We start from the raw sequence: 23,790 nt of genomic DNA on the forward strand, positions 1-23,790 counted from the left end.
CGGAAATCGGTTCGCCGGTTGCTGCCGAGCTGCATCGCCTATGCTGCCCGAGGTTTCATGACTTCGGTATCGGCCTGCAGTCCTTGCGCCTGGCGCACGCGCGATTGCAACTGTTCGGCCAGCCGGTGTCGACCAAAGAAAAGCGGCCAGGGGCCCATCGGGACGAATACGATCCGTTGCGCGAACGCGTCCGGCACCTCCAGCCACAAGGTCAACACGGTCGGTCGCCCAAACCGGCTGCAATCGACCTGGACGATGCTGCGCAAAGCGACCCGCAGTTCGCGCTTGCCCTTGCGCACGATCAGCGCATCGCCGGCGTCGCTCACCTCGTCGGCGAAGCGCCAGGACTCCATGCCGAACATGAAGCAGGCGACCAACCCTATCGCAGCGAAGACGATCAGCGCGCCCCACATGCCGTTGGACCACGCCAACGTTATCGCGGCCGCCGCCAACCCGAGCAACCAAACCGTCGGCCCGACCCACTTGTAATAGAAGGTCGAGCACGAGGAAATGCGCCGCGGCTCCGCCGGCATGTCCGGCCTCAATCCGCCAAGCCGCGCAGCAATTCGTTGATGCTGGTCTTGGACATCGTCTTCGCGTCGACCTGCTTGACGATCACCGCGCAGTACAGCGAGTGCGAACCGTCCTTGGCCGGCAACTGGCCGGACACCACCACGCTGTACGGCGGCACGTAGCCGTAGGAAATCTCGCCGGTGGCGCGGTTGTAGACCCGGGTGCTCTGGCCCAGGAACACGCCCATGCCGATCACGCTGTGATGGCCGACCACGAAGCCTTCGACCACTTCCGAACGCGCGCCGATGAAGCAGTGGTCCTCGATGATGGTCGGCGAGGCCTGCAGCGGTTCGAGCACGCCGCCGATGCCGGCGCCGCCGGACAGGTGGCAGTGCTTGCCGATCTGGGCACAGGAACCGACCGTGGCCCAGGTATCGACCATGGTGCCTTCGCCGACGTGGGCGCCGATGTTGACGAAGCTCGGCATCAGCACCACGTCCTTGCCGATGTAGGCGCCGCGGCGGGCGATCGCGCCGGGCACGACGCGCGCGCCGAGCTTGCGGAAGTCGCTTTCGCCGTAGCCTTCGAAACGCGCCGGCACCTTGTCCCAGAACGGCGCCGGGTCGGCCTCGACCACCTGCATGTCGTTGACCCGGAAGTACAGCAGCACCGCTTTCTTCAGCCATTCGTTGACCTTCCAGCCGCCCGCGCCGTCCGGCTCGGCGACGCGGAACTCGCCCTGCTCCAGGCCGGCGATGACCCGCTCCACGGTCGGCCGGGTCGAGCCTTCGATCTCGTCCGGGGTCAGCATCGTGCGCCGCTCGAAGGCGCTGTCGATCATGAACTTCAGCTCGTCGGCGCCCGGCGCTTCGTGGCTCTTCTTGGCCGTCTTCTTCGCGGTCTTCTTGGTGGTCTTCTTGGCGGGGGGCTCATCGACAGTCTCCTTCGAGGCAGGCCAGCAATGCGTCGCGCAGGGCCTGCTGTTGCGTTTCGTCGAGCGCACGGTCGCGCCCGTCGGTGATCTGGAATACGTCCTCGGCGCGCTCGCCGAAGGTGGCGATGCGCGCGTCGTACACGCGCAGGCGCTGTTTGCGCAGGGTCTGGGCGACGTCGGCCAGCAGGCCCGGCCGGTCGGTGCAGACCAGGCTCAGCGTGGTTCGCGCCGGCGCCGCGCCGTCGTGCTTGCGGTAATCGGAAAACTCGATCTGCGGAGCGATGCGGAAATGGCGCAGATGGCGCGGCTGGGCGCGACGCGCCGGCTGGATCCGCTCCAGTTCTCCGGCCAGGGCCGATTCCAAGCGGCGCTCCACGTCTTCGGCGGTCGGCGGCTGGCGCGGATCGGTCGGCACCACTTCGAAGGTATCGAAGATCGCTCCGTTGGGGCCGTCCAGCACGCGCGCCTGCTGGATCGCCAGGCCGAGCCGGTCCAGGGTGGCCACGATCGCCGCGAACAGGCCGTCGCGGTCGGGCGAATGCACGAACACTTCCAGCGCGCCGGCGTGCGCGCCGCCGTGGGCGCTGACCGGACGCGCGCGCACCCGCGTGTCGCCGAGCGCGACCCCGCGCAGCGACGAGGCCTGCCAGGCGATCTGGTCGGGACGACCGCGCTGGAAGGCGATCTGCGGCATGCGCGCGAACAATGCAGCGATTTCCTCGTCGCGGGCGCCGAACGCGGCCAGCATGGCCTGCGCTGCCTCGCGCGTTTCCGCGGCGCGCTCGGCGCCGGCGACCGGATGCTCCAGCCCGCGCCGCAACGCCAGCCGGGTCGCGGTGTACAGATCCGCCAGCAAGCGGTCCTTCCACGCATTCCACAGCTTGGGCGACGTGCCGGCGATGTCGGCGCAGGTCAACAGGTAGAGATGGTCCAGGTGTTCGCGGTCGGCGACCTTGACGGCGAAGCGATGGATCACCTCCGGGTCGGCGATGTCCTGCTTCTGCGCGGTCATCGACATCAGCAGGTGATGGCGCACCAGCCATTCGATCAGCGCGGTGTCGGATTCGCTCAGGCCCATGACCGCGCCGAACACGCGCGCGTCCTCGGCGCCGAGCTCGGAATGGTCGCCGCCGCGGCCCTTGGCGATATCGTGGAACAGCCCGGCCAGCAGCAGCAGTTCCGGCTTGCGCAGGCGCGGCCAGACTTCGTGGGCGATGCTGAAGCGCTCGTCGGCGACGCCGGAAGCGAAACGGGCCAGGTTGCGCAGCACCGCCAGGGTGTGCTGGTCGACCGTGTAGACGTGAAACAGGTCGAACTGCATCCGCCCGGAAACTTTCGAGAAGGCCGGAATCCAGCGTCCCAGCACGCCCAGCCGGGCCATGCGCTCGAGCGCGTGCACCGGATGCGGGCCGCGCAGCAGCTTGAGGAAGCGCTCGCGCAACGCCGGCTCGGCGCTATCGAAGCCGGGCACCTTGGGCAGGGCCTCGGCCAGCGCGCGCGCGGTCTGGGAGTGCAGGCCGCGGATGCGGTCGTGGGCGGCCCAGGCGGCGAACAGGGCGAAGATCTGATGCGCGTCGCGCGGCCAGTCCGGTTCGCGCGCGGCGATGTAGTCGCGGCGCAGCTCGAAGGCCTCGTACGGCGTCTCCAGTGGCTGCGGCTGGGCCTCGCCCTCGATCTGTTCTTCGAAGCGCTGCAGCAGGCGCTCGCCGATCCGCAACACCAGCGCGGCGCTGCGGTAGAAGCCCTGCATCATCTGCTCGACCGCCAGGCTGTCGGCGTGATCGACGTGGCCCAAGCGTTCGGCGAGCAGTTTCTGGTAATCGAAACGAAGCCGCTCCTCGCGCTTGCGCGCGACCAGATGCAGGCCGAAGCGCAGCCGCGACAGGGCGCGGCGCTCGCGCTCCAGGGTGGACAGCTCGTCGGGGCCCAGTTGGCCGATCGACAGCAGCGATTCCAGGTCGGCGGTACCGATGATGCGCAGCGCCATCCAGTGCAGGGTCTGCACGTCGCGCATGCCGCCCGGGCCTTCCTTGAGGTTGGGCTCGAGGTTGTCGGCGGTGTCGCCGTAGCGGGCGTGGCGCTGGCGCAGTTCGTCGCGCTTGGCGAGGAAGAAATCGCGCGCCGGCCATACCTGCGACGGCGAGATCGCCGCCTGCAAGGCCATCTGCGCGACCGCGTCGGCGACGATCGGGCGCGCCTCCAGCATCGCCGTCATCACGGTCAGGTCGGCCGCGGCCTCGGTGCATTGCGCGGCCGAGCGCACCGCATGGCCGACCGGCAGGCCGGCGTCCCACAGCGCGGCGAAGAACGCGCCCAGCGCTTCGGCTTGGGCGGCCTGGGCCTCGGACTCGGCCAGCACCAACAGGTCGATGTCCGATTGCGGAAACAGTTCGCCGCGGCCGTAGCCGCCGACCGCGAACAGCGCCAGGCCGGCGCCGTGATCCAGATGCCGGCGCCAGGCCGCACGCACCTGCGCGTCGACCGCGTCGGCACGCGCGCGCAACAGGCGGTCGATGTCGGCTTCGCCGTCGCGGTCGAAACGTTCGGCCAGGGCGGCGTCGACCGCGGCCAGGGCCGCGCGGATCGCCGCCGGGGTGCCGGCTTCGGGCGCGGCGCCGTCGGCCGCGACGGGTGCGGTCATAAGTCGTTGTCGTCGCCGGGCACGCGGGTCAGGATCTCGACGCCGTCTTCGGTCACCGCGACGGTGTGCTCCCACTGCGCCGACAGCTTGCGGTCCTTGGTGACCACGGTCCAGCCGTCCGGCAGGGTCTTATGCCGGTAGGTGCCTTCGTTGATCATCGGCTCGATGGTGAAGGTCATGCCGGGCACCAACTTGAGCCCGGCGCCGGGCTGGCCGACGTGCAGGACCTGCGGGTCCTCGTGGTAGACCCGGCCGATGCCGTGGCCGCAGTAATCGCGGACCACGCTGAAGCGCTCGGACTCGGCATAGGTCTGGATGACGTGGCCGATGTCGCCCAGGGTGATGCCGGGCCTGACGATGCGGATGGCGCGGAACATCGCCTCGCGGGTGACCTCGACCAAACGCTTGGCCATGACCGACGGCGTGCCGACGTAGTACATGCGGCTGGTGTCGCCGTGCCAGCCGTCCTTGATGACGGTGACGTCGATATTGACGATGTCGCCGTCCTTGAGGATCTTGCCGTCGCTGGGGATGCCGTGGCAGATGACGTTGTTGACCGAGGTGCAGACGGTCTTGGGGAAGCCCTTGTAGCCGACGTTGGCGGGAATCGCCTTCTGCACGTTGACGATATGATCGTGGCAGATGCGGTCCAGTTCGCCGGTGCTGACGCCCGGCTTCACGTGCGGCGCAACGACCTGCAGGACTTCGGCGGCCAGGCGGCCGGCGACGCGCATCTTCTCGATGTCTTCGGGGGTTTTGAGGGTGTAGGCCATGGCCGGGATTATCGCCTATTAACGCCCCGGCCATCACGGTTCGCGGACCGCCGCGGATGCGATGCAGTGTGCCGCGGGCCCTCATCGATCGCGGCCGGCGACCGTCTCAGAGAAATATGAGATTGTATTTTTCGCCCTACCCCCTACGGTCGGCCTGGCCGGATTTGCCCTGCCGGCCGGCGCGGCTTACAATTCCGCGGCTTTGCGGCCGGACCGGGTTCCCGGATCGACCGCGCCGTCCACGCCGGACGTCATCGGCGAATACACACCTGACGCCCCAATTCGTGCCGGGGTGCCGCGGAACGGCCCAGCCGCTCCACGGTTCGGACACGGAAGCGCCAGGGAGGCCCAACCCCGGAACCATCGCCACGGAGCTCCGCTCCGGGCAGCGCCCTCACTTATCGCGGCGCCGGTTCCACTGCCTTCGGAGTCATCGCAATGCCCCAGATCACCATGCGCCAGATGCTGGAAGCCGGCGTCCATTTCGGCCACCAGACGCGCTACTGGAACCCCAAGATGGGTCCGTACATCTTCGGCGCCCGCGGCAAGATCCACATCATCAACCTCGAGAAGACCGTTCCGCTGTTCAACGACGCGATGAACTTCATCTCGGGCATCGCCCAGAAGCGCGGCACCATCCTGTTCATCGGCACCAAGCGCTCGGCGCGCGAGTCGATCAAGGAAGAGGCCGAGCGTTGCGGCATGCCGTACATGACCCAGCGCTGGCTCGGCGGCACCCTGACCAACTTCCGCACCGTCAAGCAGTCGGTGTCGCGCCTGAAGGAACTGGAAGCCGGCGAAACCGACGGCACCTTCATGAAGATGGTCAAGCACGAAGTGCTGGGCCTGCGCCGCGAGCGCGCCAAGCTGGAAGCCTCGCTGGGCGGCATCAAGGACATGAACCGCCTGCCCGACGCGCTGTTCGTGATCGACATCGGCCATGAAGACATCGCGATCAAGGAAGCCAAGAAGCTCGGCATCCCGGTCATCGCCGTGGTCGACACCAACTACGATCCGGCCCTGGTCGACTACGCCATCCCGGGCAACGACGACGCCATCCGCGCCGTGCAGCTGTACGCCCGCGCCGCCGCCGACGCCGTGCTCGAAGGCAAGGCCGCCGCTCCGCAGGTCGGCAGCGTCCGCGAGGAAGAGTTCGCCGAAGCCGCCGAAGAAGGCGCCGCCAAGGACGACCGCAAGGCCCCGCGCGGCCGCGCGCCGGCCAAGAAGGGCGGCAAGAAGGACGACGCCGCGGAGTAATCCCCGCCGTCGCTTCAGCGTCACGCAGCCGCGCCATAGTGCGCGGCTGCGGCATCCGCATCCCGCTCCTGCAGGGGCGGCGCAAGCCGCGTCCTTCGCAGGATCTCGCCCGCGAACGCTCGCGGCTTATGCCGCTGCTGTGCGGGCAACACGAACACCCGAGGTAACCCCATGGCTGAAATCACCGCTTCCCTGGTCAAGGAACTCCGCGAGCGCACCGGCGCCGGCATGATGGAGTGCAAGAAGGCCCTGACCGAAAACAACGGCGACATCGACGCCGCCGCCGAGTGGCTGCGCAAGTCGGGCCTGGCCAAGGCCGACAAGAAGGCCGGCCGCGTCGCCGCCGAAGGCCGCATCGCCGTCGCCCAGAACGGCGGCAAGGCCGTGCTGGTCGAGATCAACTCCGAAACCGACTTCGTCGCCAAGGACAGCAACTTCCTGGCCTTCACCGACACCGTCGCCCAGGTCGCGCTGACCTCCGGCGCCGCCGACGTGGAAGCCCTGAAGGCCGCCAAGGTGCCGTCGGGCGAGACCGTCGAGGAAACCCGCGCCGCGGTCATCGCCAAGGTCGGCGAAAACCTGCAGGTCCGCCGCATGGTCGCCATCGACAGCGCCAACAACGTCGCCGCGTACGTGCACGGCGGCAAGATCGGCGTGCTGATCGAGCTCAAGGGCGGCGACGCCGACCTGGCGCGTGGCCTGGCGATGCATGTCGCGGCGATGAACCCGCCGCACATCAAGGCCAGCGACGTGCCGGCCGCGTTCGTCGAGAAGGAAAAGGAAATCGAGCTGGCCAAGATGTCCGAGAAGGACAAGGCCAAGCCGGCCGACATCCTGGAGAAGATCATCGGCGGCAAGATCGCCAAGATCGTCAACGAAGTCACCCTGTACGGCCAGCCTTACGTGCTGAACACCGACCAGACCGTCGAGCAGGTGGTCAAGGCCGCCGGCGCCGACGTGGTCAGCATGCAGCGCCTGGCCGTGGGCGAAGGCATCGAGAAGCAGGTCGACGACTTCGCCGCCGAAGTCATGAAGCAGGCCGGCCTGGCGTAAGCCCAGCCGCTGCGAAGCGACACGAAAAAGGCCGCGGATTCCGCGGCCTTTTTCTTTGTTCGGGATTCGGGATTCGGGATTCGGGAGTCGGGCAACGGTGGATTCGCCTGCTGTCGCGCCTGCGCAGGCGGGCATCCAGGGCTTCATCGCGGCATGCCTCCAAAGCGCCTGGATTCTCGCCCTCGCCGCATCGCCTCACTCGATCGGCGGACAGGATTCGGAGTAGTACGAACTCTGCGACAGGTACACCCACTGCCCGCCGGTCCAGCGGTACTTCATCGTCACGATCTCGTAGGCCCAGCCGCGGTCTTCGCAACGGGTCTGGGTCACGATCTCGCCCTCGACCGGGTCGGCCTGGGCCACCGGCAGCAACAGCAGCAGGCCCGACAGGCCCAGCGCGCGCAACGCATTCCGATACGTCATCACACCCCTCCTGGGAACGGCGAACGTCTCGCCGACGTCGATCTTAACCAGACCGGGGCGCAGCGCCCGGGGCGCGCCTGTCAGATCCGACAGGCCGGTCGCGGCGGCGGCGACCGCCGTCGCCAGGCCGCGAACGGAGGGCGCGGGCAAGAAAAAGGCCGCGTCGACGACGCGGCCTTTCGGACCCGGCGAACCCGCGGTCGGACTCAACCCTGCTGCTGGAAATACACTTCTTCGTACGGCTGCACCACGACCCAGCCGGTGCCGGCGAACTTGAGCTGCACGCTCTCGCCCGAACCGCGGCCGAGCAAGGTGCCGAACGAAATGTCGGTGACGATGTCCGGGCTCAGTCCGCCCGACCAGGCCACGGTCGCGTTCGGGTCGGTGAACACCGGCTGGTCCGGGGTCACCGCCAGGGTCAGCGGCTCGTAGTGCGAGGTGATCGCGACCACGCCCTGGCCGCTGAGCTTGATGTTGAACAGGCCGCCCGAGACCATGCCGGCGACCTTGCGCATCATCTTGATGTCCGAAGCGATGCCGTCCTCGTAGGCCAGCACGTCGTTGCCGTTGACGAAGATCGACTCGCCGTTCAGGCGCAGCAGGGTGATCTTCTTGCCGGCGTCGGCGATGTAGACCCGGCCCTGGCCTTCCATCTTCATCAGCTGGGTGCCTTCGCCGCTGATCGCCTTCTTCAGCAGGTTGCCCAGGCCCTGCTCGAGCATGCCCTGGCGCACGAACTTGACCCCGCCGCGGTAGGCGACCATCGAACCGGCCTTGGCCCAGACCCGGCCGTTGAGCTTGACTTCCAGCAGGTGCGAGCTTTCCAGTTCGAACGCCTCCGGGCTGAGGTCCTTCTGCTTGGAGGATTCAAGGAATTCGTTGAGGTTCTTGATCGACACGGTCCATCTCCTTGGGTGGTGCGCGGCGCGCGCCGCGGCGGCGCCGGCGCGATGCGGCGGTCCCGCCATGGGACCGGCGGCCGATCATACGGGATCACCGCGGCACGTCGATGGCCGATACGGTCTCGATCGGCGCGCGACCGCGGTCGCAGGCCGCCCGCCCCGCCGCGGGCGCCGGGCGCTCGCCGCTTTCCCCAATCGCAGCCAAATCCGCCGCGATCGGCGCGATTCCGCACGCCGCAGCATGGAGGGCTTGGGCTACAATTCCGCCGCCCGTCGCTCCCCCGAGAAATCCCATGTCCCAGCTCGCCTATCGCCGTGTCCTGTTGAAACTTTCCGGCGAGGCGCTGATGGGCGACGAGGACTACGGCATCGATCCCAAGGTGATCGGCCGCCTCGCCCGCGAAGTCATCGAAGTCCAGCAGGCCGGCGCCGAAGTCGCGCTGGTCATCGGCGGCGGCAACATCTTCCGCGGCGCCGGCCTCGCCGCCGGCGGCATGGACCGGGTCACCGGCGACCAGATGGGCATGCTCGCCACGGTCATCAACGCCCTGGCCATGCAGGACTCGCTGGAGAAGCTCGGCGCCAAGGTGCGCGTCATGAGCGCGATCAAGATCAACGACGTGTGCGAGGACTACATCCGTCGTCGCGCCATCCGCCATCTGGAAAAGGGCCGCCTGGCGATCTTCGCCGCCGGCGTCGGCAGCCCGTTCTTCACCACCGATTCCGGTGCCGCCCTGCGCGCGATCGAAATCGGCGCCGACCTGCTGCTGAAGGCGACCAAGGTCGACGGCGTGTACGACAAGGACCCGAAGAAGCACAGCGACGCGGTGCGCTTCGACAAGCTCAGCTACGACGAAGTGATCAGCCGCGACCTGCAGGTCATGGACACCGCCGCGTTCGCGCTGTGCCGCGACAGCGAGCTGCCGCTGCGCATCTTCGACATGGGCCAGCCGGGCGTGCTGCTGAAGATCCTGCGCGGCGAGAACATCGGCACCCTGGTGCAGGGCCGCGGCTAAGCCGACGCCCCGCCCCGCTCGCGACGGCCGCCTCCGGGCGGCCGTTCTCGTTCAGGGGCCGGCATGCGCGACCGCTTCCGGCCCGGCCGGCTCAGCCTTCGCGGCTGATTTCGCGCGTCGCCTGGGCGGCTTCGCGCGCGGCCTGCTCGGCTTCTCGGGTCGCCGCCGCGGCTTCGCGCAAGGCCTGCGCGGCGGCGCGCCGGGCCTGCTCGGCGATGCGTTCGGCCTCCACTTGCCCGCGGGCCGCCTGGCGCGCCTGCCGCTCGGCGCGGGCCGCCTCGCGCGTCGCCATCGCCTGCGCGCGCTGCCCCTCGCGGCGCGCCTGCTCGGCGGCCCGTTCGGCCGTCGCCTGTTCGCGCGCGGTCCGATGCGCCTGCTGTTCGGCCTGGGCGGCGTGCTGTCGCGCCATCGCCTGGGCCCGCTCGGCGACGCGCCGCCCCTGCTCGGCTTCGCGCCGGCCGTGCTCCGCCGCGCGCTCGCCTTCGATCCGGGCCGCGCGGGCGTGGCGTTCGGCCTCGCGCGCCGTTGCCTCGGCGTCGCGCCGGGCGCGCTCGCCGGCGAGTTCGGCCTCGCGCGACTCGCGCATCATCCGCTGCAGCCGTTCGCGCGTCGCCGGATCGACGACCTCGCTGTAGGCGCCGTCGTCGCCGATGCGGTAGTAGCGCTCGCCGCGCACCGCCCAACGGCGCTCCGGCACGCCCGCGCCGCGTTCGGTAATGCGGGTTTCATCGGCGCCTTTCCCGGCGCGATCCGGGCTTGCCTGGGCCTGTGCCGGCCGGGGCGCGGCGTCGGCGGCGGCGATCCGGTAGGGGGCCAGACCGAACGCGGCGACCGCGGCGGTCAGGCACAGGGCGAGCAGGCGCGAAGTCGGAGCGGCGTTCTGCAGCATGGTCAATCTCCTCTTGAGGATCAGATAGGTCGGCGAAGCGCTGGCCAGCCCCGCCTGCGGGCGCGGCCCCAGGCCCAGGCGCAGCAGCAGGCGGCCGTAGTCCTGCGCCGGATAGCGCCGGCTGTCGAGCACCGCCGCGTCGACCGCGGCCTCGCGCGCCAGGGCGTACTCGCGCGCGATCAGGTGCGCGAGCGGATGAAAGAAAAACAGCCATTGCGCCGCGGCCGGCACCCAGCCCCACCACAGGTCGCCGCGACGCAGATGTTCCAGTTCGTGGTGCAAGGCCATTTCCAGTTCGGCCTCGCTCATCGTCGCCAGCCGCGCCTGCGGCAGCAGCACGGTCGCCGGCCATGGGCCGAGCAGTTGCGGCGATTCGATCTGCGCCGACACGCGCAGCGCCGGCATCCGGCGCAGCCCCAGCGCGACGCCGAGCCGGCGCCACAGGTGCGCCACGCCGGCATGCTCGCAAGGCTGCGACGCGGCCAGCCGGCGGCGCACGCTGCGCCAGGCCCGCAGTTGCACCGCCGACATCGCCAGGCAGCCGGCCAGCCACAGGCTCGCCAAGGCCAGCGACCAAGCCGGCAGCGCTGCGCCGACATCGGGCGCCGCCGGCACCGCTGCGCCGGCGGCGAGCGCGAACGGCACCCGCGCCGACCAGGGCGCGGCCGCCGGCAGCGTCTGGCCGATCGCCAGCGACGGCCACCACGCCGGCGCCGACAACGCCAGCGGCGTCGGCCAACACAGCCCGATCAACAACTGCAGCGCCGTCAGCCACCACAGGCGGCAGCGCGCCGCCGCGCTCAGGCCCGGCAGCCAACGGCAGGCCGCCCACACCAGCGCCACCAGCAGCAGCGACTGCAGGCTCGCCGCGGCGAGGCGCGCGATCAGCTCCGACGCCCAGGTCCCTGCGTGGCTCATGTCAGCGCTCCTTGCGCCGCGACTGCAGTTGCGCGACCAGTTGCTCCAGTTCGCCGAGTTCCTGCTCGCTGACCTCGCCACGCTGCGACATCCAGGCCACGAACGGCGACAGCGAACCTTGCAGGGTATTGGCGACGAACTGGCCGACCGCCGAGCGCATGACATCCTCGGTCGCGGCCACGCTGGCGTAGCGGTACACGCCGCCGACCTTGCGCCGGCGCAGGAAGCCCTTGGCGCGCAGGCGCTCCATCATGGTCAGCACGGTCGAGCGGGCCAGACCGCGGGTCTGGCCGTAGTCGGCCGCGACCTCGCCGACCGAAGCGTCGTCGCGTTCGTCCAGGTAATGCAGCAAGGCCAGCTCCTGGTCGCCGATGGATTTACGGTTCATGCGCCCTCCTGACTACGTCTGTAGTCAGAGTGCTTTTGACTACAGACGTAGTCAAGCGGCCGAAAGTCATGGGCCGGACGCCCCGCGCCGCTCTGGCCGCCCGCTCCGATATCCGATTCCGTGCCCGCCTGCCGGGTTTAAAGCCGCGCCGCGACGGCCTGTAATAGTGTTCGCGGGCGGGCGCGTGACAGCATGACCGCATGCATTCCCACGGCCACCACCACGCTCACGGCGGGACCCGCGCCTTCGCCGCGGTCACCCTGATCAACCTCGCCTACACCGCGCTGGAGGCCGGCTACGGCTTCGCCACCAACTCCCTGGCCCTGCTTTCCGACGCCCTGCACAACCTCGGCGACGTGCTCGGCCTGGGTCTGGCCTGGGGCGCCGCCGTCCTGGCCCGGCGCAGTCCCACCGATCGCCACACGTACGGCTGGCGCCGCGCCACCCTGCTCTCGCCGTTGGCCAATGCGCTGCTGCTGGTCGGCTTCTCCGGCGCGCTGGGCTGGGAGGCGATCCGCCGCTTCGGCGCGCCGCCGCAGATTCCCGCGCTGCCGGTGATGGTGGTGGCGGCGATCGGCATCGCGGTCAACCTCGGCGCGGCCTGGCTGGTGCGCGACGGTCACGAGCACGACCTCAACCGGCGCGGCGCGTTCCTGCACTTGATGGCCGACGCCGCGGTGTCGCTGGCGGCGGTGCTGGCCGGCGCCGGCATGTGGCTGAGCGGCTGGGCCTGGCTCGACCCGGCGATCGCCCTGCTGATCGGCGCGGTGGTCGCGGCCGGCGCGTTCGGCCTGCTGCGCGAAAGCTTCGATGCGGCGATGGACGCGGTGCCGCGCGGCATCGACCGCAGCGAAGTCGAAACCCTGCTGCGCGCGCAGCCCGGCGTGGAGGCCGTGCATCATCTGCACATCTGGTCGCTCGGCGCCGGCGAGATCGCGATGACCGCGCACATCGTGCGCCCCGACGACAGTGACCACGACGCCTTCATCGACCGCCTCAATCGCGAACTCGACCGCCGTTTCGGCATCAACCACCCGACCCTGCAGGTCGAGCACGGCCGCGCCTGCGAGCACGACCGCCACGATCGCGCGCCGCACGGCGCGTTCGATCGCGCCCACGGGCATCACGGCCACCGCCACGAGCACCACGATCACGGCGAGCACGACCACGACCGTCCGCACGATTGCGGTGCCGGCCACGAGCACGGCGGCGGCGAGCCGCCCGCGCACCGTCACGGCCACCGATCCGCGACTTCGCGCTGAGGTCCATGCTGCATCGCAGCGAATCGCGGCCGACGCCACGGGCGGCCCTCGCGCGGCCGCTGGCGGCGCAAACCGTGACCCTCGACGCCCACCCTGCGCCCCGGCCGGGCTGCGCGCGCGCCCCTCGGGGCGGCCTTCCGGCCCGCAAAACCCGCCCGAGCCCATATAATCCCGCGATTACCGCCATAGGACCGGAGCCGGCGATGCTCAACGACATCAAGAAAGACGCACAGAACCGCATGGCCAAGAGCGTCGAATCCTTCCGCCACGACCTGACCAAGGTCCGCACCGGGCGCGCCTCGACCGCGCTGGTCGACCACCTCAAGGTCAATTATCACGGCTCCGAGATGCCGCTGAACCAGGTCGCCAGCGTCCAGGTCAGCGATGCGCGCACCCTGACCATCACGCCGTGGGAGAAGCAGATCGTCGGCGCGGTCGAGAAGGCCATCCTGGCCTCCGACCTCGGCCTGACCCCGAACACCGCCGGCACGGTGATCCGCATCAACCTGCCGGCGCTGACCGAAGAGCGCCGCAAGGAACTGACCAAGGTCGTGCACAGCGAAAGCGAGAACGCCAAGGTCGCGGTCCGCAACATCCGCCGCGACGCCAACCATCAGGCCAAGGAACTGCTCAAGGACAAGAAGGTCACCGAGGACGAGCTGCGCCGCTTCGAGGACGAGATCCAGAAGGTCACCGACAGCGCGATCAAGGACGTCGACGGCGTGGTCAAGGCCAAGGAACAGGAGCTGATGGCGGTCTGATCCCGCCAGGCGCCGCGCGCGGGTTCGACTGAACTTCCGCGCGCTGCGCCGGTCCAGTTCCGGGTCCCGCACGCGGGCCCGGCTTCGCCCGGCCGCCAGCCCCCGTCAACGGCCGACCGTCCGCTTACCGAGATCCCCGTCATCGGCGCCATGCCCAACGAGCCCGCCCCCTCGCCCGCCCGCATTCCGCGCCATCTCGCCGTCATCATGGACGGCAACGGCCGTTGGGCCGAACGCCGGCGCCGGCCGCGCATCATCGGCCACCGCGCCGGCGCCCGCACGGTCAACATCTGCATCGATTTCTGCATCGCCCGCGGCATCCAGGCGCTGACCCTGTTCGCGTTCTCGAGCGAGAACTGGGGCCGCCCGGAAGACGAAGTCGGCGGGTTGATGAAGCTGTTCCTCAACGCGCTGGAACGCGAGGTCGAGGAGTTGGACCGCCGCGGCGTGCGCGTGCGCTTCATCGGCGAGCGCGACCGTTTCTCGGACAAGATCCGCGAACGCATGGCCGCCGCCGAAGCCCAGACCCGCACCAACGCGACCCTGCACCTGACCATCGCCGCCAGCTACGGCGGCCGCTGGGACATCGTCCAGGCGGCGCGTTCGCTGGCCGCCGACGTCGCCGCCGGCCGGCTCGCCCCGGAAGCGATCGACGAAGCCCTGTTCGCCTCGCGGGTCAGCCTGGCCGACCTGCCGCCGCCGGATCTGTTCATCCGCACCGGCGGCGACACCCGGATCAGCAACTTCCTGCTCTGGCAGCTGGCCTATACCGAACTGTGGTTCACCGAAGCGCTGTGGCCCGAACTCGACGAGACGATGCTGCAACGCGCGTTGGACGAGTTCGGCGGCCGCGAGCGGCGCTTCGGCCTGACCGGGGCGCAGATCGCCGCCCAGCCCAAAGAGACCGTTGAATGACCCGAACCCGCCTGCTCGCCGCGCTGGTCATGGCGCCCGTCGCGATCGCCGCGATCCTGCTGCTGCCGACGCCGTGGATGATCGCCGTGGCCGCGGTGCTGTTCCTGGCCGGCTTGTGGGAGTGGTTCGATCTGGCCGAGATCGAGGACACCTTGTCGCGCACGGTGCTGCTGGTCGCGCACCTGGCGCTGATGGTGACCATCGTCTGGGCTTCGCGCGGCGGCGGCATGGGCGCGGTGCAGGCGCCGTCGATGGTGTTGTTCAAGATCGCCTCGCTGGTCGGCGTGGTGTGGTGGCTGCTGGCGCTGTTGTGGCTGCAGCGCTTCCAGTTCGCCAGCAATCACGAGACCTATGCGCGCGCGTTCAAGCTCGCCGCCGCGGCGCTGAGCGTGATTCCGGCCTGGTGCGCGCTGGCCTGGATCCACGCCGAAGCGCCGAACGGCCATTGGTGGCTGCTGACCGCGCTGGCCGTGGTCTGGGCCGCCGACACCGGCGCGTATTTCGCCGGGCGCAAGTTCGGCATGCTCAAGCTGGCCCCGCGGGTCAGCCCGAACAAGACCGTCGAAGGCCTGATCGGCGGCGCCGTGGCCGGCGTCGCGGCCGGCGTGGGGTTCTCGTTGCTCGCCGGCGCCCGCACCGACCAACTGCATTGGGTCGCCCTGGTGTCGCTGGCCGCGGTGCTGTTCTCGGTGGTCGGCGACCTGTTCGAAAGCCTGCTCAAGCGCCATGTCGGGGTGAAGGATTCCGGCCATCTGATTCCGGGCCACGGCGGCATTCTCGACCGCATCGACGGCGTGCTCGCTGCGCTGCCGGTGTTCGCGCTCGGCAAGGCCATCTTCGGGTTCTGATCCGGCCATGACCGCTCCCGCCCGCAAAGTCGCCGTACTCGGCGCCACCGGTTCCATCGGCACCTCGGCGCTGGACGTGATCGCGCGCCACCCCGAAGCGCTGCGCGCCAGCGTGCTCGCCGCCGGCGGCCGGGTCGACGCCCTGCTCGCGCTGTGCGAGCGCCATCGCCCCGAACACGCGGTGATCGCCGACGAGCGCGGTTTCGCCGCGCTGCGCGACGGCCTGCGCGAACGCGGCCTGTCCACCCAGGCCCACTGCGGCGATCAGGCCCTGGTCGAGCTGGTCGGCTCGGACGCGTGCGACACCGTCGTCGCGGCGATAGTCGGGGCCGCCGGGCTGACCTCGACCCTGGCCGCGGCGCGCGCCGGCAAGCGCCTGCTGCTGGCCAACAAGGAATCGCTGGTGCTGGCCGGCGAGCTGCTGATGGATGCCGCCGCCCAGGCCGGCGCCTGCATCGTGCCGATCGACAGCGAGCACAACGCGATCTTCCAATGCCTGCCCGACGCCCACGCCCATGCCGGTCTCAAGCGCATCCTGCTGACCGCGTCCGGCGGGCCGTTCCGCGGCCGTACACGTTCCGACCTGACTGACGTGACTCCGGAACAGGCCGTGGCCCACCCCAAGTGGTCGATGGGGCCGAAGATCTCGGTCGACTCCGCGACGCTGATGAACAAGGGCCTGGAAGTCATCGAGGCCCACCACTTGTTCGGCGTCGGCGGCGAACGCATCCAAGTGCTGGTGCACCCGCAGAGCCTGGTGCATTCGCTGGTCGAATTCGTCGACGGCTCGACCCTGGCCCAGTTGGGCCTGCCCGACATGCGCACCGCGCTGGCGGTGGGCTTCGCCTGGCCGCAGCGGATCGACTCGGGCGTGGCCGGGCTCGACCTGTTGGCTCATGGCCGGCTCGACTTCGAACGTCCCGACCTGGACGCCTTCCCCTGCCTGCGCCTGGCCTTCGAGGCACTGGCCGCCGGCGGCACCGCGCCGGCGGTGCTGAACGCCGCCAACGAGGTGGCGGTTTCAGCGTTTCTTCAGCGGCGCATCGGTTTCCTAGCGATACCGGCGCTGGTCGAGGACACCCTCGCCGCGCTTCCCTCCCAACCGGCCAGTTCGCTGGCGTCGCTGCGCGATGCCGACCAACGGGCCCGCCGCCACGCCGAGCAGGCGATCGTCCAACGAGCCTGAACCATGGCAGCAGCCCAGCCACCGACGTCGAGGCAGCCATGAGCGAGATCCTGGGGTCGCTGTGGTGGCTGATCATCAGCATCGGCGTGCTGGTGACCATTCACGAGTTCGGCCATTTCTGGGTCGCCCGCCGCTGCGGGGTGAAGGTGCTGCGCTTCTCGATCGGCTTCGGCAAGCCGCTGTGGCTGCGCAAGGCCGCCGACGGCACCGAGTACGCGATCGGCGCGATTCCGCTCGGCGGCTACGTCAAGATGCTCGACGAGCGCGAGTTCGAGATTCCCGATGCGCTGATTCCGCAGGCCTTCAACCGCAAGCCGGTGTGGCAGCGCATCGCCATCGTCGCCGCCGGCCCGCTCGCCAACCTGATCCTGTGCGTGGCCTTGCTGTGGGGCATGTTCGTGATCGGCCGCCCCGATTTCGCCCCGGTGGTCGGCGACGTCGCCGGCCTGGCCGCCGAGTCCGGATTGCGCCGCGGCGACACCGTGCTGCGCATCGGCGACCGCGACACCCCGACCTGGAGCGAAGTGCAACTGGCGCTGCTGCCGCACGCGCTCGACCGCGAGGACGTGGCGGTGCGAATCCGCGCCGAGAACGGCGCCGAGGCCACCCGCCACCTGCGGCTGTCGCGGCTGCCGGCCGAGTTCGACGAACGCCGCGCGGTCCAGATCGTCGGCCTGCGCGGCCGCCACGAGCTGCGCCCGGCGGTGATCGGCCGCATCGAACCGGGCAGCCCCGCCTGGGGCGTGCTGGCCGAGGGCGACCGGGTCACGGCGCTGGACGGCGATCCGCTGCGCAGTTGGGAAGACCTCACCGCGGCCGTGGCCAAGCTGCACCGGCGCGGCGGCAGCGCGATGATCGAGGTCGCCCGCAACGGCGATCGCCTGGCCCTGGAAATCGCCCCGGCGCGGATGCTCAAGCCCGACGGCGAAGCCTACTGGGGCCTGGGCCTGATCTCGGCCGAACTGCCCGAGCCGACGCGCGACGCGGTCCTGCGCTACGGCCCCTTGCAGGCGGTGCCGGCGGCGCTGCGCGAGGGCGTGCACCAGGCCGAACAGCTGTTCGCGATGATCGGCCGCGCCTTCACCGGCCGGGTCTCTCTGCAGAACACCGTGGCCGGGCCGGTGACCATCGGCCGCGCCGCCAATGCCTACGCCAACAACGGGCCGGCCTGGTATCTGCAGCTGCTGGCCCTGCTGTCGCTGAGCCTGGGCATCCTGAACCTGCTGCCGATCCCGATCTTGGACGGCGGTCACCTGCTGTATTACCTTATCGAGCTGGTCAAAGGCAGCCCGGTCAGCGAACGCGTAATGGCGGCCGGACATTTCGTCGGCCTGGCCCTGATCGCCGGCCTGATGGGCCTGGCGTTCTACAACGACATCCTGAACAACTTGGTGCGCTGATGCCGGCCTGACGCTCGAACGGACGCTTTGCCCTCTATCCTGCCGCACTTCGACCCGATGCCCGACTGCCGGCATCCAGCCCCAAACGGACGTAATGATGACGCGAATCCCTAATCGCCGCCTGCTCGCCCTCGCCCTTGCCACGGCAATGACCTCGGCGCCGGCGATTCCCGCGATGGCGCAGTCCGCCGATCCGTTCTCGCTCGGGGTCGCCGCCGCGCCGGGTTCGTTCACGGTCAGCGACATCCGCATCGACGGGCTGCAACGCATTTCCGCCGGCACCGTCTTCACCTACCTGCCGGTCGAGCGCGGCGACACGATGGACTCGGCCAAGGCCGGCGACGCCATCCGCGCCCTGTACAAGACCGGCTTCTTCGAAGACGTGCAGCTCGACCGCCAGGGCACCATCCTGGTCGTCACCGTCGCCGAGCGTCCGGCGATCAACAAGCTCACCCTGACCGGCAACAAGGACATCAAGAGCGAAGACCTGCTCAAGGGCCTGAAGGAAATCGGCCTGGCCGAAGGCGAGACCTTCGACCGCCTGGCCCTGGACAAGGTCACCCAGGACTTGACCCGGCAGTACAACAACCGCGGCAAGTACAACGTCGAGATCACCAATTCGGTGAACCGTCTCGACCGCAACCGCGTCGACCTGACCATCAACGTCAAGGAAGGCAAGGCCGCGAAGATCCGCCACATCAACCTGATCGGCAACGACAAGTTCGAGCAGAAGGACATCCTCGACGGTTGGGAGTCGCGCGAGCACAACTGGCTCAGCTGGTACCGCCGCGACGACCAGTACTCGCGCGAGAAGCTGTCCGGCGATCTGGAAAAGCTCAACTCCTACTACCTCGACCGCGGCTACGTCGACTTCAGCATCGACTCCACCCAGGTCGCGATCAGCCCCGACCGGCAGGACATGTTCCTCACCGCCGGCGTCACCGAGGGCGATCAGTACAAGGTCTCCAGCGTGCAGGTCACCGGCGATACGATCCTGCCCAAGGAGCAGATCGAGAAGCTGGTCATCGTCAAGCCGGACCAGATCTTCTCGCGCCGCCTGCTCGAGATCAGCTCCGACTCGATCACCGCGACCCTGGGCAACGTCGGCTACGCCTTCGCCCAGGTCAACCCGATTCCGGACGTCAACCGCGAGAACAAGACCGTCGGCATCAACATGCAGGTGGTGCCGGGCCCGCGCGTGAACGTGCGCCGGGTCGTGTTCAAGGGCAACACCCGCACCGCCGACGAAGTGCTGCGCCGCGAAATGCGCCAGTTCGAGGGCACCTGGTATTCGCAGGCGGCGATCGACCGCTCCAAGATCCGCCTGCAGGGCCTGGGCTTCTTCGAGAACGTGGACGTCGAGAGCAAGCCGGTGCCCGGCACCAACGACCAGGTCGACGTCGTCTACAACCTCAAGGAAACCACCTCCGGCAGCTTCGTGTTCGGCCTGGGCTATTCGCAGCTGGGCAAGCTGACCACGCAGATCCAGCTGTCGCAGAACAACTTCCTAGGCAGCGGCAACCGCGTGTCGGTGCAGGCCCAGCGCAGCCGCTATCAGTCGCGCTACGACTTCTCCTACACCAACCCCTATTTCACCGACGACGGCGTTTCGCTGGGCTACAACCTGTCCTGGCGCGAACTCGACTACTCGGACTTCAACACCGCCCAGTACTCGACCACCAACGGCACCGCCCAGGTCGTGCTCGGCGTGCCGCTGACCGAAACCGACTCGGTGACCGGCCTGATCGGCATCGACAGCAACGAGATCCTGGCGTTCCCGAACACCGCGCCGCCGAGCATCATCGACTACCTCGACGCGCTCGGCCAGCGCACCTTCCACGCCTGGCGCGCGCAGATCGGCTGGGGCCGCAACAGCCTCAACCACGCGCTGACCCCGACCGCCGGCACCCAGCAGCGGGTGTGGCTGGAAGCGACCCTGCCGGGTTCGACGGTCGAGTACTACAAGATCAACTACAACTTCTCCAAGTTCTGGCCGTTGTCGCGCCACCTGGTGCTCAACACCCGCACCGAGCTGGGCTACGGCGACAGCTACGGCAAGGACGTCAGCCGGGTCGTCGACCCCGACGGCCCGAACGGCCCCGTCGCGCCGCGCACCATCACCGCGACCGGCCTGCCGTTCTTCGAGAACTTCTACGCCGGCGGCGTGCGCTCGGTGCGCGGCTTCACCGACAACACGCTGGGCCCGCGCGAGGCCGCGTTCATCGGCGCGACCTACAAGCAGCCGCTGGGCGGCGCGTTCAAGACCACCGGCTCGCTGGAAATGTATTTCCCGACGTTGCTCGACACGCCCGCCGCGCGCGTCTCGGCGTTCCTCGACTTCGGCAACGTCTACAAGAGCTACGACGATTTCGACGCCGGCGAGCTGCGCGCTTCGGCGGGCATCGCGCTGATGTGGCGTTCGCCCATGGGCCCGATCTCGATCAGCTACGCGTTCCCGTTCAAGAAGCAGGGTCCGGAGTACGATGCCCAGGGCCGCCAGACCGATCGCGGCGACGAGCTGGAGCGTCTGCAGTTCACCTTCGGCGGTACGTTCTGATCGCGGCCGCGGCCGCAGGCGACGCTTCGGGGCCCCTGCTTTGAGCAACAACGGTCACACGGCTCAGGAACTGGCCGAGCGCTTCGCGCTCGGCCTGCGCGGCGACGGCGCCGCGCGCGTGCTCGGGGTCGGCACTCTGGCCCGGGCCGAACCCGGACAGCTGGCCTTTCTCGCCAATCCCAAGTACCGCGCCCAGCTCGCCGCGAGCCGGGCCGGCGTGGTGGTCATGCGCGAGGACGACGCCGAGGGCTACCCCGGCACCGCGCTGATCGCACGCGATCCTTACGCCGCGTTCGCCAAGATCTCGGCCCTGTTCGAGCCGCGCCCGCTGCGCGAGCCCGGCATCCACGCCTCGGCGGCGATCGACCCCAGCGCGGACGTGTCCGCCGACGCCCACATCGGCCCCTTCGTCAGCATCGGCGCGCGCAGCCGGGTCGAGGCCGGCGCCATCGTCGGCCCCGGTTGCGTGATCGGCGAGGACTGCGTGGTCGGCGCCGGCAGCGAGCTGATCGCCCGGGTGACCCTGGTAACCCGGGTCCGGCTCGGCCAGCGTGTGCTGATCCACCCCGGCGCGGTGCTCGGCGCCGACGGCTTCGGCCTGGCGATGGAGGCCGGCCGCTGGCTCAAGGTGCCCCAGCTCGGCGGCGTGGTGGTCGGCGACGACTGCGAGATCGGCGCCAACACCACCATCGACCGCGGCGCGATCGAGGACACGGTGCTGGAGGAGGACGTGCGCCTCGACAACCAGATCCAGATCGGCCACAACGTCCGCATCGGCGCCCACAGCGCCATGGCCGGCTGCTCGGCCGCCGCCGGCAGCGCCAAGATCGGCCGCTACTGCCTGATCGGTGGCGGCGCCGGCGTGCTCGGCCACCTGGAGCTGTGCGACAAGGTGGTCGTCACCGCGATGAGCCTGGTCACCAGCTCGATCCGCGAGCCCGGCGAATACTCCTCCGGCACCCCGTTGATGGACAACCGCAGCTGGCGCAAGAACGCCGCGCGGTTCAAGCAGCTCGACGCGATCGCCCGGCGCAACCCGCGTTCGCGCGAGGACGGCTGAGCCGGCCGCCCGCCCGGCGCCACCATACGCCGGCGCCACACCCGCGGCGAAAACTGCGGGACAATGGGCGTTGCGGCGCAAGCCGGTCACGACGGGCCGCGGACGGACCGCGGACTCCCAGCGCAGGACGCGCATAACGGAAGAACCCAAGAAGATGAGCCAGACCCTGCAACTCCCGCTCGACGTTACGGCGATCCAGAAGCTGCTGCCGCACCGTTACCCGTTTCTGCTGGTCGACCGCGTGGTCGAGTTCGAAGCCCACAAGCGCGTGCTCTGCCGCAAGAACGTGAGTTGCAACGAGCCTTTCTTCAACGGCCACTTTCCGGGCCATCCGGTGATGCCGGGCGTGCTGGTGATCGAAGCGCTGGCCCAGGCCGGCGGCATCCTGACCCAGCTCTCGCACGGCGGCGTCGCCGACGGCCGCCTGTTCTACCTGGTCAAGATCGACAACGCCAAGTTCTCGCGCATGGTCACGCCGGGCGACTGCCTGGAGCTGGAAGTCACGCTCAAGCGCACCATCCGCAACATGGCCATCTACACCGGCATCGCCCGCGTCGACGGCGAGCAGGTCGCCTGCGCCGACATCGTCTGCGCCGAGGTCAAGGAGTGACGCGATGAGCGCCACGATCCATCCGACCGCCTTCGTCGAACCCGGCGCCCGCCTCGGTGCCGGCGTCGAGGTCGGTCCGTTCTGCTACATCGGCGCCGACGTCGAAGTCGGCGAGGGCACCGTGTTCGGCCCGCACTGCGTGGTCCACGGCCCGACCCGGATCGGCCGCGGCAACCGCTTCTACGCCCAGTGCGCGATCGGCGGCGACCCGCAGGACAAGAAATTCGCCGGCGAACGCACCGAGCTGGAAATCGGCGACGACAACGTGTTCCGCGAGTTCGTCACCGTCAACCGCGGCACCGGCAACGGCGGCGGCCTGACCCGGATCGGCAACGGCAACTGGTTCCTGGCCTATACCCACGTCGCCCACGACTGCCATGTCGGCAATCAGTGCGTGTTCTCCAACAACTCGACCCTGGCCGGCCACGTCACCGTGGAAGACCAGGTGATCATGAGCGGCTTCTCCGGCATCCACCAGTTCTGCCGCATCGGCGCGCACGCCTTCATCGGCATGGGCGCGCTGGTCAACGGCGACGTGCCGCCGTTCCTGATGGTCGCCCAGGACGGCTACGGCCGCCCGCGCGGGATCAACAGCGAAGGCCTCAAGCGCCGCGGCTTCGACGCCGAGCGGATCGGCGCGATCAAGCGCGCCTACCGCACCCTGTACGTTTCCGGCGCGTCGCTGGAAGAGGCGCGGGCCAAGCTCGAGGACATGGCCGCCGACAGCCCGGACGTGCGTGCCCTGCTCGACTTCATCGGCAACGGCGAACGGCCGCTGCTGCGCTGAGGCATCGTGACGGCGACGACCCAACGCCTGCGCATCGGCCGGGCCGTCTTCGCCTACACCGTCGACGGCGCCGAACAGCGCGCCGATGTCGCCGAGATCTTCATCGACGAGCGCCCGCTCACGCAGTGGCTGGGCATCGCCCGCGACCTCGGCAACGCCGACACCGACCTGGAAATCCCGCGCCCGACGGCGCTGGCAGAACGCGGCCTCGCCGTATTCCTCGGCCAGCAGCCGGCGCACAATCAACTCGGCAGCGCGCGCTTGGTGCTGTACCGCTGCCACTGCGGCTGCGACTACTGCGGCGTGGTGTCCTGTGTCCTGGAAGTGCGCGAGGACCGGGTCGCGTGGCGGCAGGTGGCGCCGGAATACGAGCACGGCTTCGCCCCGACCGCGAACGCGGCCTCCGTCGGCCCGCTGGACTTCGTCTTCGACCGCGGCCAGTACCAGCGCGAGCTGGAACGCCACTTTTCGGCGTCGCGGCCGGCGCGCTGAGCGACGCGGCAGCCGCCAATGCGCGGCCTCGCGCCGTGCCCGGGCGCCGGCCGGGCCGGTATCGCCGGCGCCCGCCCTGCGGCCGGCAAAAGCCGACGCGGGTCACGCCGTTTGGCAGCAAGTGCCCCTCAACGACCGCGATGGCCCCATGCCCACGCCATTCCGGGCGAGAATGCGGCATCGTCCTCATTCCCGGCCGGCCGTC

General features: G+C 69.6%; 22 protein-coding genes. 14 read left to right on the top strand and 8 right to left on the bottom strand.

Features of this window, described 5'->3' with window-relative positions; all coding sequences use genetic code 11:
* Nucleotides 1-38: 38 nt before the first annotated feature.
* From V2J18_RS14620 to map, 4 genes are read right to left on the bottom strand one after another with little or no spacing between them, the layout of a single operon-like run.
* Nucleotides 39-533, bottom strand: a complete 495-nt coding sequence (locus V2J18_RS14620) for a hypothetical protein (RefSeq protein ID WP_336132123.1) — start codon at nt 531-533, stop codon at nt 39-41.
* Between the two features lie 8 nt (nt 534-541).
* On the bottom strand, nt 542-1,516 hold the full coding sequence (gene dapD, locus V2J18_RS14625; RefSeq protein WP_336132124.1) for a 2,3,4,5-tetrahydropyridine-2,6-dicarboxylate N-succinyltransferase: 975 nt from the start codon (nt 1,514-1,516) through the stop codon (nt 542-544).
* Nucleotides 1,443-4,088, bottom strand: a complete 2,646-nt coding sequence (gene glnD, locus V2J18_RS14630; RefSeq protein WP_336132125.1) for a [protein-PII] uridylyltransferase — start codon at nt 4,086-4,088, stop codon at nt 1,443-1,445. Before glnD ends, dapD begins: the two co-directional genes overlap by 74 nt.
* Nucleotides 4,085-4,861: a type I methionyl aminopeptidase gene (map, locus tag V2J18_RS14635; RefSeq protein ID WP_064749957.1), complete on the bottom strand. Its 777-nt coding sequence runs from the start codon at nt 4,859-4,861 to the stop codon at nt 4,085-4,087. The genes glnD and map overlap by 4 nt, the downstream gene beginning before the upstream one ends.
* Before the next feature lie 438 nt (nt 4,862-5,299).
* Between map and rpsB the strand changes: the two genes are divergently transcribed.
* The gene (gene rpsB, locus V2J18_RS14640; RefSeq protein ID WP_064749958.1) at nt 5,300-6,118 is read left to right on the top strand and encodes a 30S ribosomal protein S2; all 819 of its coding nucleotides are present in this window, start codon (nt 5,300-5,302) and stop codon (nt 6,116-6,118) included.
* Between the two features lie 171 nt (nt 6,119-6,289).
* Nucleotides 6,290-7,171: a translation elongation factor Ts gene (gene tsf, locus V2J18_RS14645; protein WP_336132126.1), complete on the top strand. Its 882-nt coding sequence runs from the start codon at nt 6,290-6,292 to the stop codon at nt 7,169-7,171.
* Between the two features lie 195 nt (nt 7,172-7,366).
* Here the strand turns inward: tsf and V2J18_RS14650 are convergent, their stop codons facing one another.
* Entirely contained in the window at nt 7,367-7,594 is a 228-nt protein-coding gene (locus tag V2J18_RS14650) for a hypothetical protein (protein ID WP_141233616.1), read from the bottom strand.
* 206 nt (nt 7,595-7,800) lie between these two features.
* Complete coding sequence (locus tag V2J18_RS14655) at nt 7,801-8,493, bottom strand: AIM24 family protein (RefSeq protein ID WP_064749963.1); 693 nt, start codon at nt 8,491-8,493, stop codon at nt 7,801-7,803.
* 296 nt (nt 8,494-8,789) lie between these two features.
* Between V2J18_RS14655 and pyrH the strand changes: the two genes are divergently transcribed.
* A complete protein-coding gene (gene pyrH / locus V2J18_RS14660) occupies nt 8,790-9,512 on the top strand; it encodes a UMP kinase (RefSeq protein ID WP_064749964.1) in 723 nt (240 codons plus the stop codon).
* 91 nt (nt 9,513-9,603) lie between these two features.
* Here the strand turns inward: pyrH and V2J18_RS14665 are convergent, their stop codons facing one another.
* Complete coding sequence (locus V2J18_RS14665; RefSeq protein WP_336132127.1) at nt 9,604-11,319, bottom strand: M56 family metallopeptidase; 1,716 nt, start codon at nt 11,317-11,319, stop codon at nt 9,604-9,606.
* Between the two features lies 1 nt (nt 11,320).
* Nucleotides 11,321-11,707 carry a BlaI/MecI/CopY family transcriptional regulator gene (locus tag V2J18_RS14670; RefSeq protein WP_336132128.1) on the bottom strand — a complete coding sequence of 129 codons (387 nt, stop codon included), beginning with the start codon at nt 11,705-11,707 and terminating at the stop codon, nt 11,321-11,323.
* A 200-nt stretch (nt 11,708-11,907) separates the two neighbouring features.
* Between V2J18_RS14670 and V2J18_RS14675 the strand changes: the two genes are divergently transcribed.
* The 11 genes from V2J18_RS14675 to V2J18_RS14725 all read left to right on the top strand — a co-directional run bounded on the left by V2J18_RS14675 (nt 11,908) and on the right by V2J18_RS14725 (nt 23,585).
* Nucleotides 11,908-12,969, top strand: coding sequence for a cation diffusion facilitator family transporter (locus tag V2J18_RS14675; protein WP_336132129.1), 1,062 nt, complete (start codon nt 11,908-11,910; stop codon nt 12,967-12,969).
* Between the two features lie 203 nt (nt 12,970-13,172).
* Entirely contained in the window at nt 13,173-13,730 is a 558-nt protein-coding gene (gene frr, locus V2J18_RS14680; RefSeq protein ID WP_064748795.1) for a ribosome recycling factor, read from the top strand.
* Nucleotides 13,731-13,880: 150 nt separating this feature from the next.
* Complete coding sequence (uppS, locus tag V2J18_RS14685; protein ID WP_064748794.1) at nt 13,881-14,645, top strand: polyprenyl diphosphate synthase; 765 nt, start codon at nt 13,881-13,883, stop codon at nt 14,643-14,645.
* Nucleotides 14,642-15,493: a phosphatidate cytidylyltransferase gene (locus tag V2J18_RS14690; protein WP_064748793.1), complete on the top strand. Its 852-nt coding sequence runs from the start codon at nt 14,642-14,644 to the stop codon at nt 15,491-15,493. Before uppS ends, V2J18_RS14690 begins: the two co-directional genes overlap by 4 nt.
* A gap of 7 nt (nt 15,494-15,500) precedes the next feature.
* On the top strand, nt 15,501-16,679 hold the full coding sequence (locus tag V2J18_RS14695; protein WP_336132130.1) for a 1-deoxy-D-xylulose-5-phosphate reductoisomerase: 1,179 nt from the start codon (nt 15,501-15,503) through the stop codon (nt 16,677-16,679).
* A gap of 38 nt (nt 16,680-16,717) precedes the next feature.
* Nucleotides 16,718-18,079, top strand: a complete 1,362-nt coding sequence (rseP, locus tag V2J18_RS14700; protein ID WP_336132131.1) for an RIP metalloprotease RseP — start codon at nt 16,718-16,720, stop codon at nt 18,077-18,079.
* A gap of 97 nt (nt 18,080-18,176) precedes the next feature.
* Nucleotides 18,177-20,636, top strand: coding sequence for an outer membrane protein assembly factor BamA (bamA, locus tag V2J18_RS14705; protein WP_064748798.1), 2,460 nt, complete (start codon nt 18,177-18,179; stop codon nt 20,634-20,636).
* A gap of 40 nt (nt 20,637-20,676) precedes the next feature.
* Complete coding sequence (gene lpxD / locus V2J18_RS14710) at nt 20,677-21,696, top strand: UDP-3-O-(3-hydroxymyristoyl)glucosamine N-acyltransferase (RefSeq protein WP_336132132.1); 1,020 nt, start codon at nt 20,677-20,679, stop codon at nt 21,694-21,696.
* Nucleotides 21,697-21,850: 154 nt separating this feature from the next.
* Complete coding sequence (gene fabZ, locus V2J18_RS14715; protein WP_064748789.1) at nt 21,851-22,306, top strand: 3-hydroxyacyl-ACP dehydratase FabZ; 456 nt, start codon at nt 21,851-21,853, stop codon at nt 22,304-22,306.
* Between the two features lie 4 nt (nt 22,307-22,310).
* Nucleotides 22,311-23,093, top strand: coding sequence for an acyl-ACP--UDP-N-acetylglucosamine O-acyltransferase (lpxA, locus tag V2J18_RS14720; RefSeq protein WP_064748788.1), 783 nt, complete (start codon nt 22,311-22,313; stop codon nt 23,091-23,093).
* A gap of 6 nt (nt 23,094-23,099) precedes the next feature.
* The gene (locus V2J18_RS14725; protein WP_336132133.1) at nt 23,100-23,585 is read left to right on the top strand and encodes a hypothetical protein; all 486 of its coding nucleotides are present in this window, start codon (nt 23,100-23,102) and stop codon (nt 23,583-23,585) included.
* Nucleotides 23,586-23,790: the final 205 nt, after the last annotated feature.

Source organism: Lysobacter firmicutimachus, from assembly GCF_037027445.1.
In the GTDB taxonomy this organism is placed as follows: Bacteria; Pseudomonadota; Gammaproteobacteria; order Xanthomonadales; family Xanthomonadaceae; genus Lysobacter; species Lysobacter firmicutimachus.

Coding starts and splice junctions, on each gene's coding strand:
- V2J18_RS14665 (WP_336132127.1), bottom strand. CDS start 11,319: ATGAGCCACGCAGGGACCTGGGCGTCGGAGCTGATCGCGCGCCTCGCC.
- rseP (WP_336132131.1), top strand. CDS start 16,718: ATGAGCGAGATCCTGGGGTCGCTGTGGTGGCTGATCATCAGCATCGGC.
- V2J18_RS14620 (WP_336132123.1), bottom strand. CDS start 533: ATGCCGGCGGAGCCGCGGCGCATTTCCTCGTGCTCGACCTTCTATTAC.
- V2J18_RS14650 (WP_141233616.1), bottom strand. CDS start 7,594: ATGACGTATCGGAATGCGTTGCGCGCGCTGGGCCTGTCGGGCCTGCTG.
- frr (WP_064748795.1), top strand. CDS start 13,173: ATGCTCAACGACATCAAGAAAGACGCACAGAACCGCATGGCCAAGAGC.
- bamA (WP_064748798.1), top strand. CDS start 18,177: ATGACGCGAATCCCTAATCGCCGCCTGCTCGCCCTCGCCCTTGCCACG.
- map (WP_064749957.1), bottom strand. CDS start 4,861: ATGGCCTACACCCTCAAAACCCCCGAAGACATCGAGAAGATGCGCGTC.
- V2J18_RS14690 (WP_064748793.1), top strand. CDS start 14,642: ATGACCCGAACCCGCCTGCTCGCCGCGCTGGTCATGGCGCCCGTCGCG.
- lpxA (WP_064748788.1), top strand. CDS start 22,311: ATGAGCGCCACGATCCATCCGACCGCCTTCGTCGAACCCGGCGCCCGC.
- pyrH (WP_064749964.1), top strand. CDS start 8,790: ATGTCCCAGCTCGCCTATCGCCGTGTCCTGTTGAAACTTTCCGGCGAG.
- V2J18_RS14675 (WP_336132129.1), top strand. CDS start 11,908: ATGCATTCCCACGGCCACCACCACGCTCACGGCGGGACCCGCGCCTTC.
- glnD (WP_336132125.1), bottom strand. CDS start 4,088: ATGACCGCACCCGTCGCGGCCGACGGCGCCGCGCCCGAAGCCGGCACC.
- tsf (WP_336132126.1), top strand. CDS start 6,290: ATGGCTGAAATCACCGCTTCCCTGGTCAAGGAACTCCGCGAGCGCACC.
- V2J18_RS14670 (WP_336132128.1), bottom strand. CDS start 11,707: ATGAACCGTAAATCCATCGGCGACCAGGAGCTGGCCTTGCTGCATTAC.
- uppS (WP_064748794.1), top strand. CDS start 13,881: ATGCCCAACGAGCCCGCCCCCTCGCCCGCCCGCATTCCGCGCCATCTC.
- fabZ (WP_064748789.1), top strand. CDS start 21,851: ATGAGCCAGACCCTGCAACTCCCGCTCGACGTTACGGCGATCCAGAAG.
- rpsB (WP_064749958.1), top strand. CDS start 5,300: ATGCCCCAGATCACCATGCGCCAGATGCTGGAAGCCGGCGTCCATTTC.
- V2J18_RS14695 (WP_336132130.1), top strand. CDS start 15,501: ATGACCGCTCCCGCCCGCAAAGTCGCCGTACTCGGCGCCACCGGTTCC.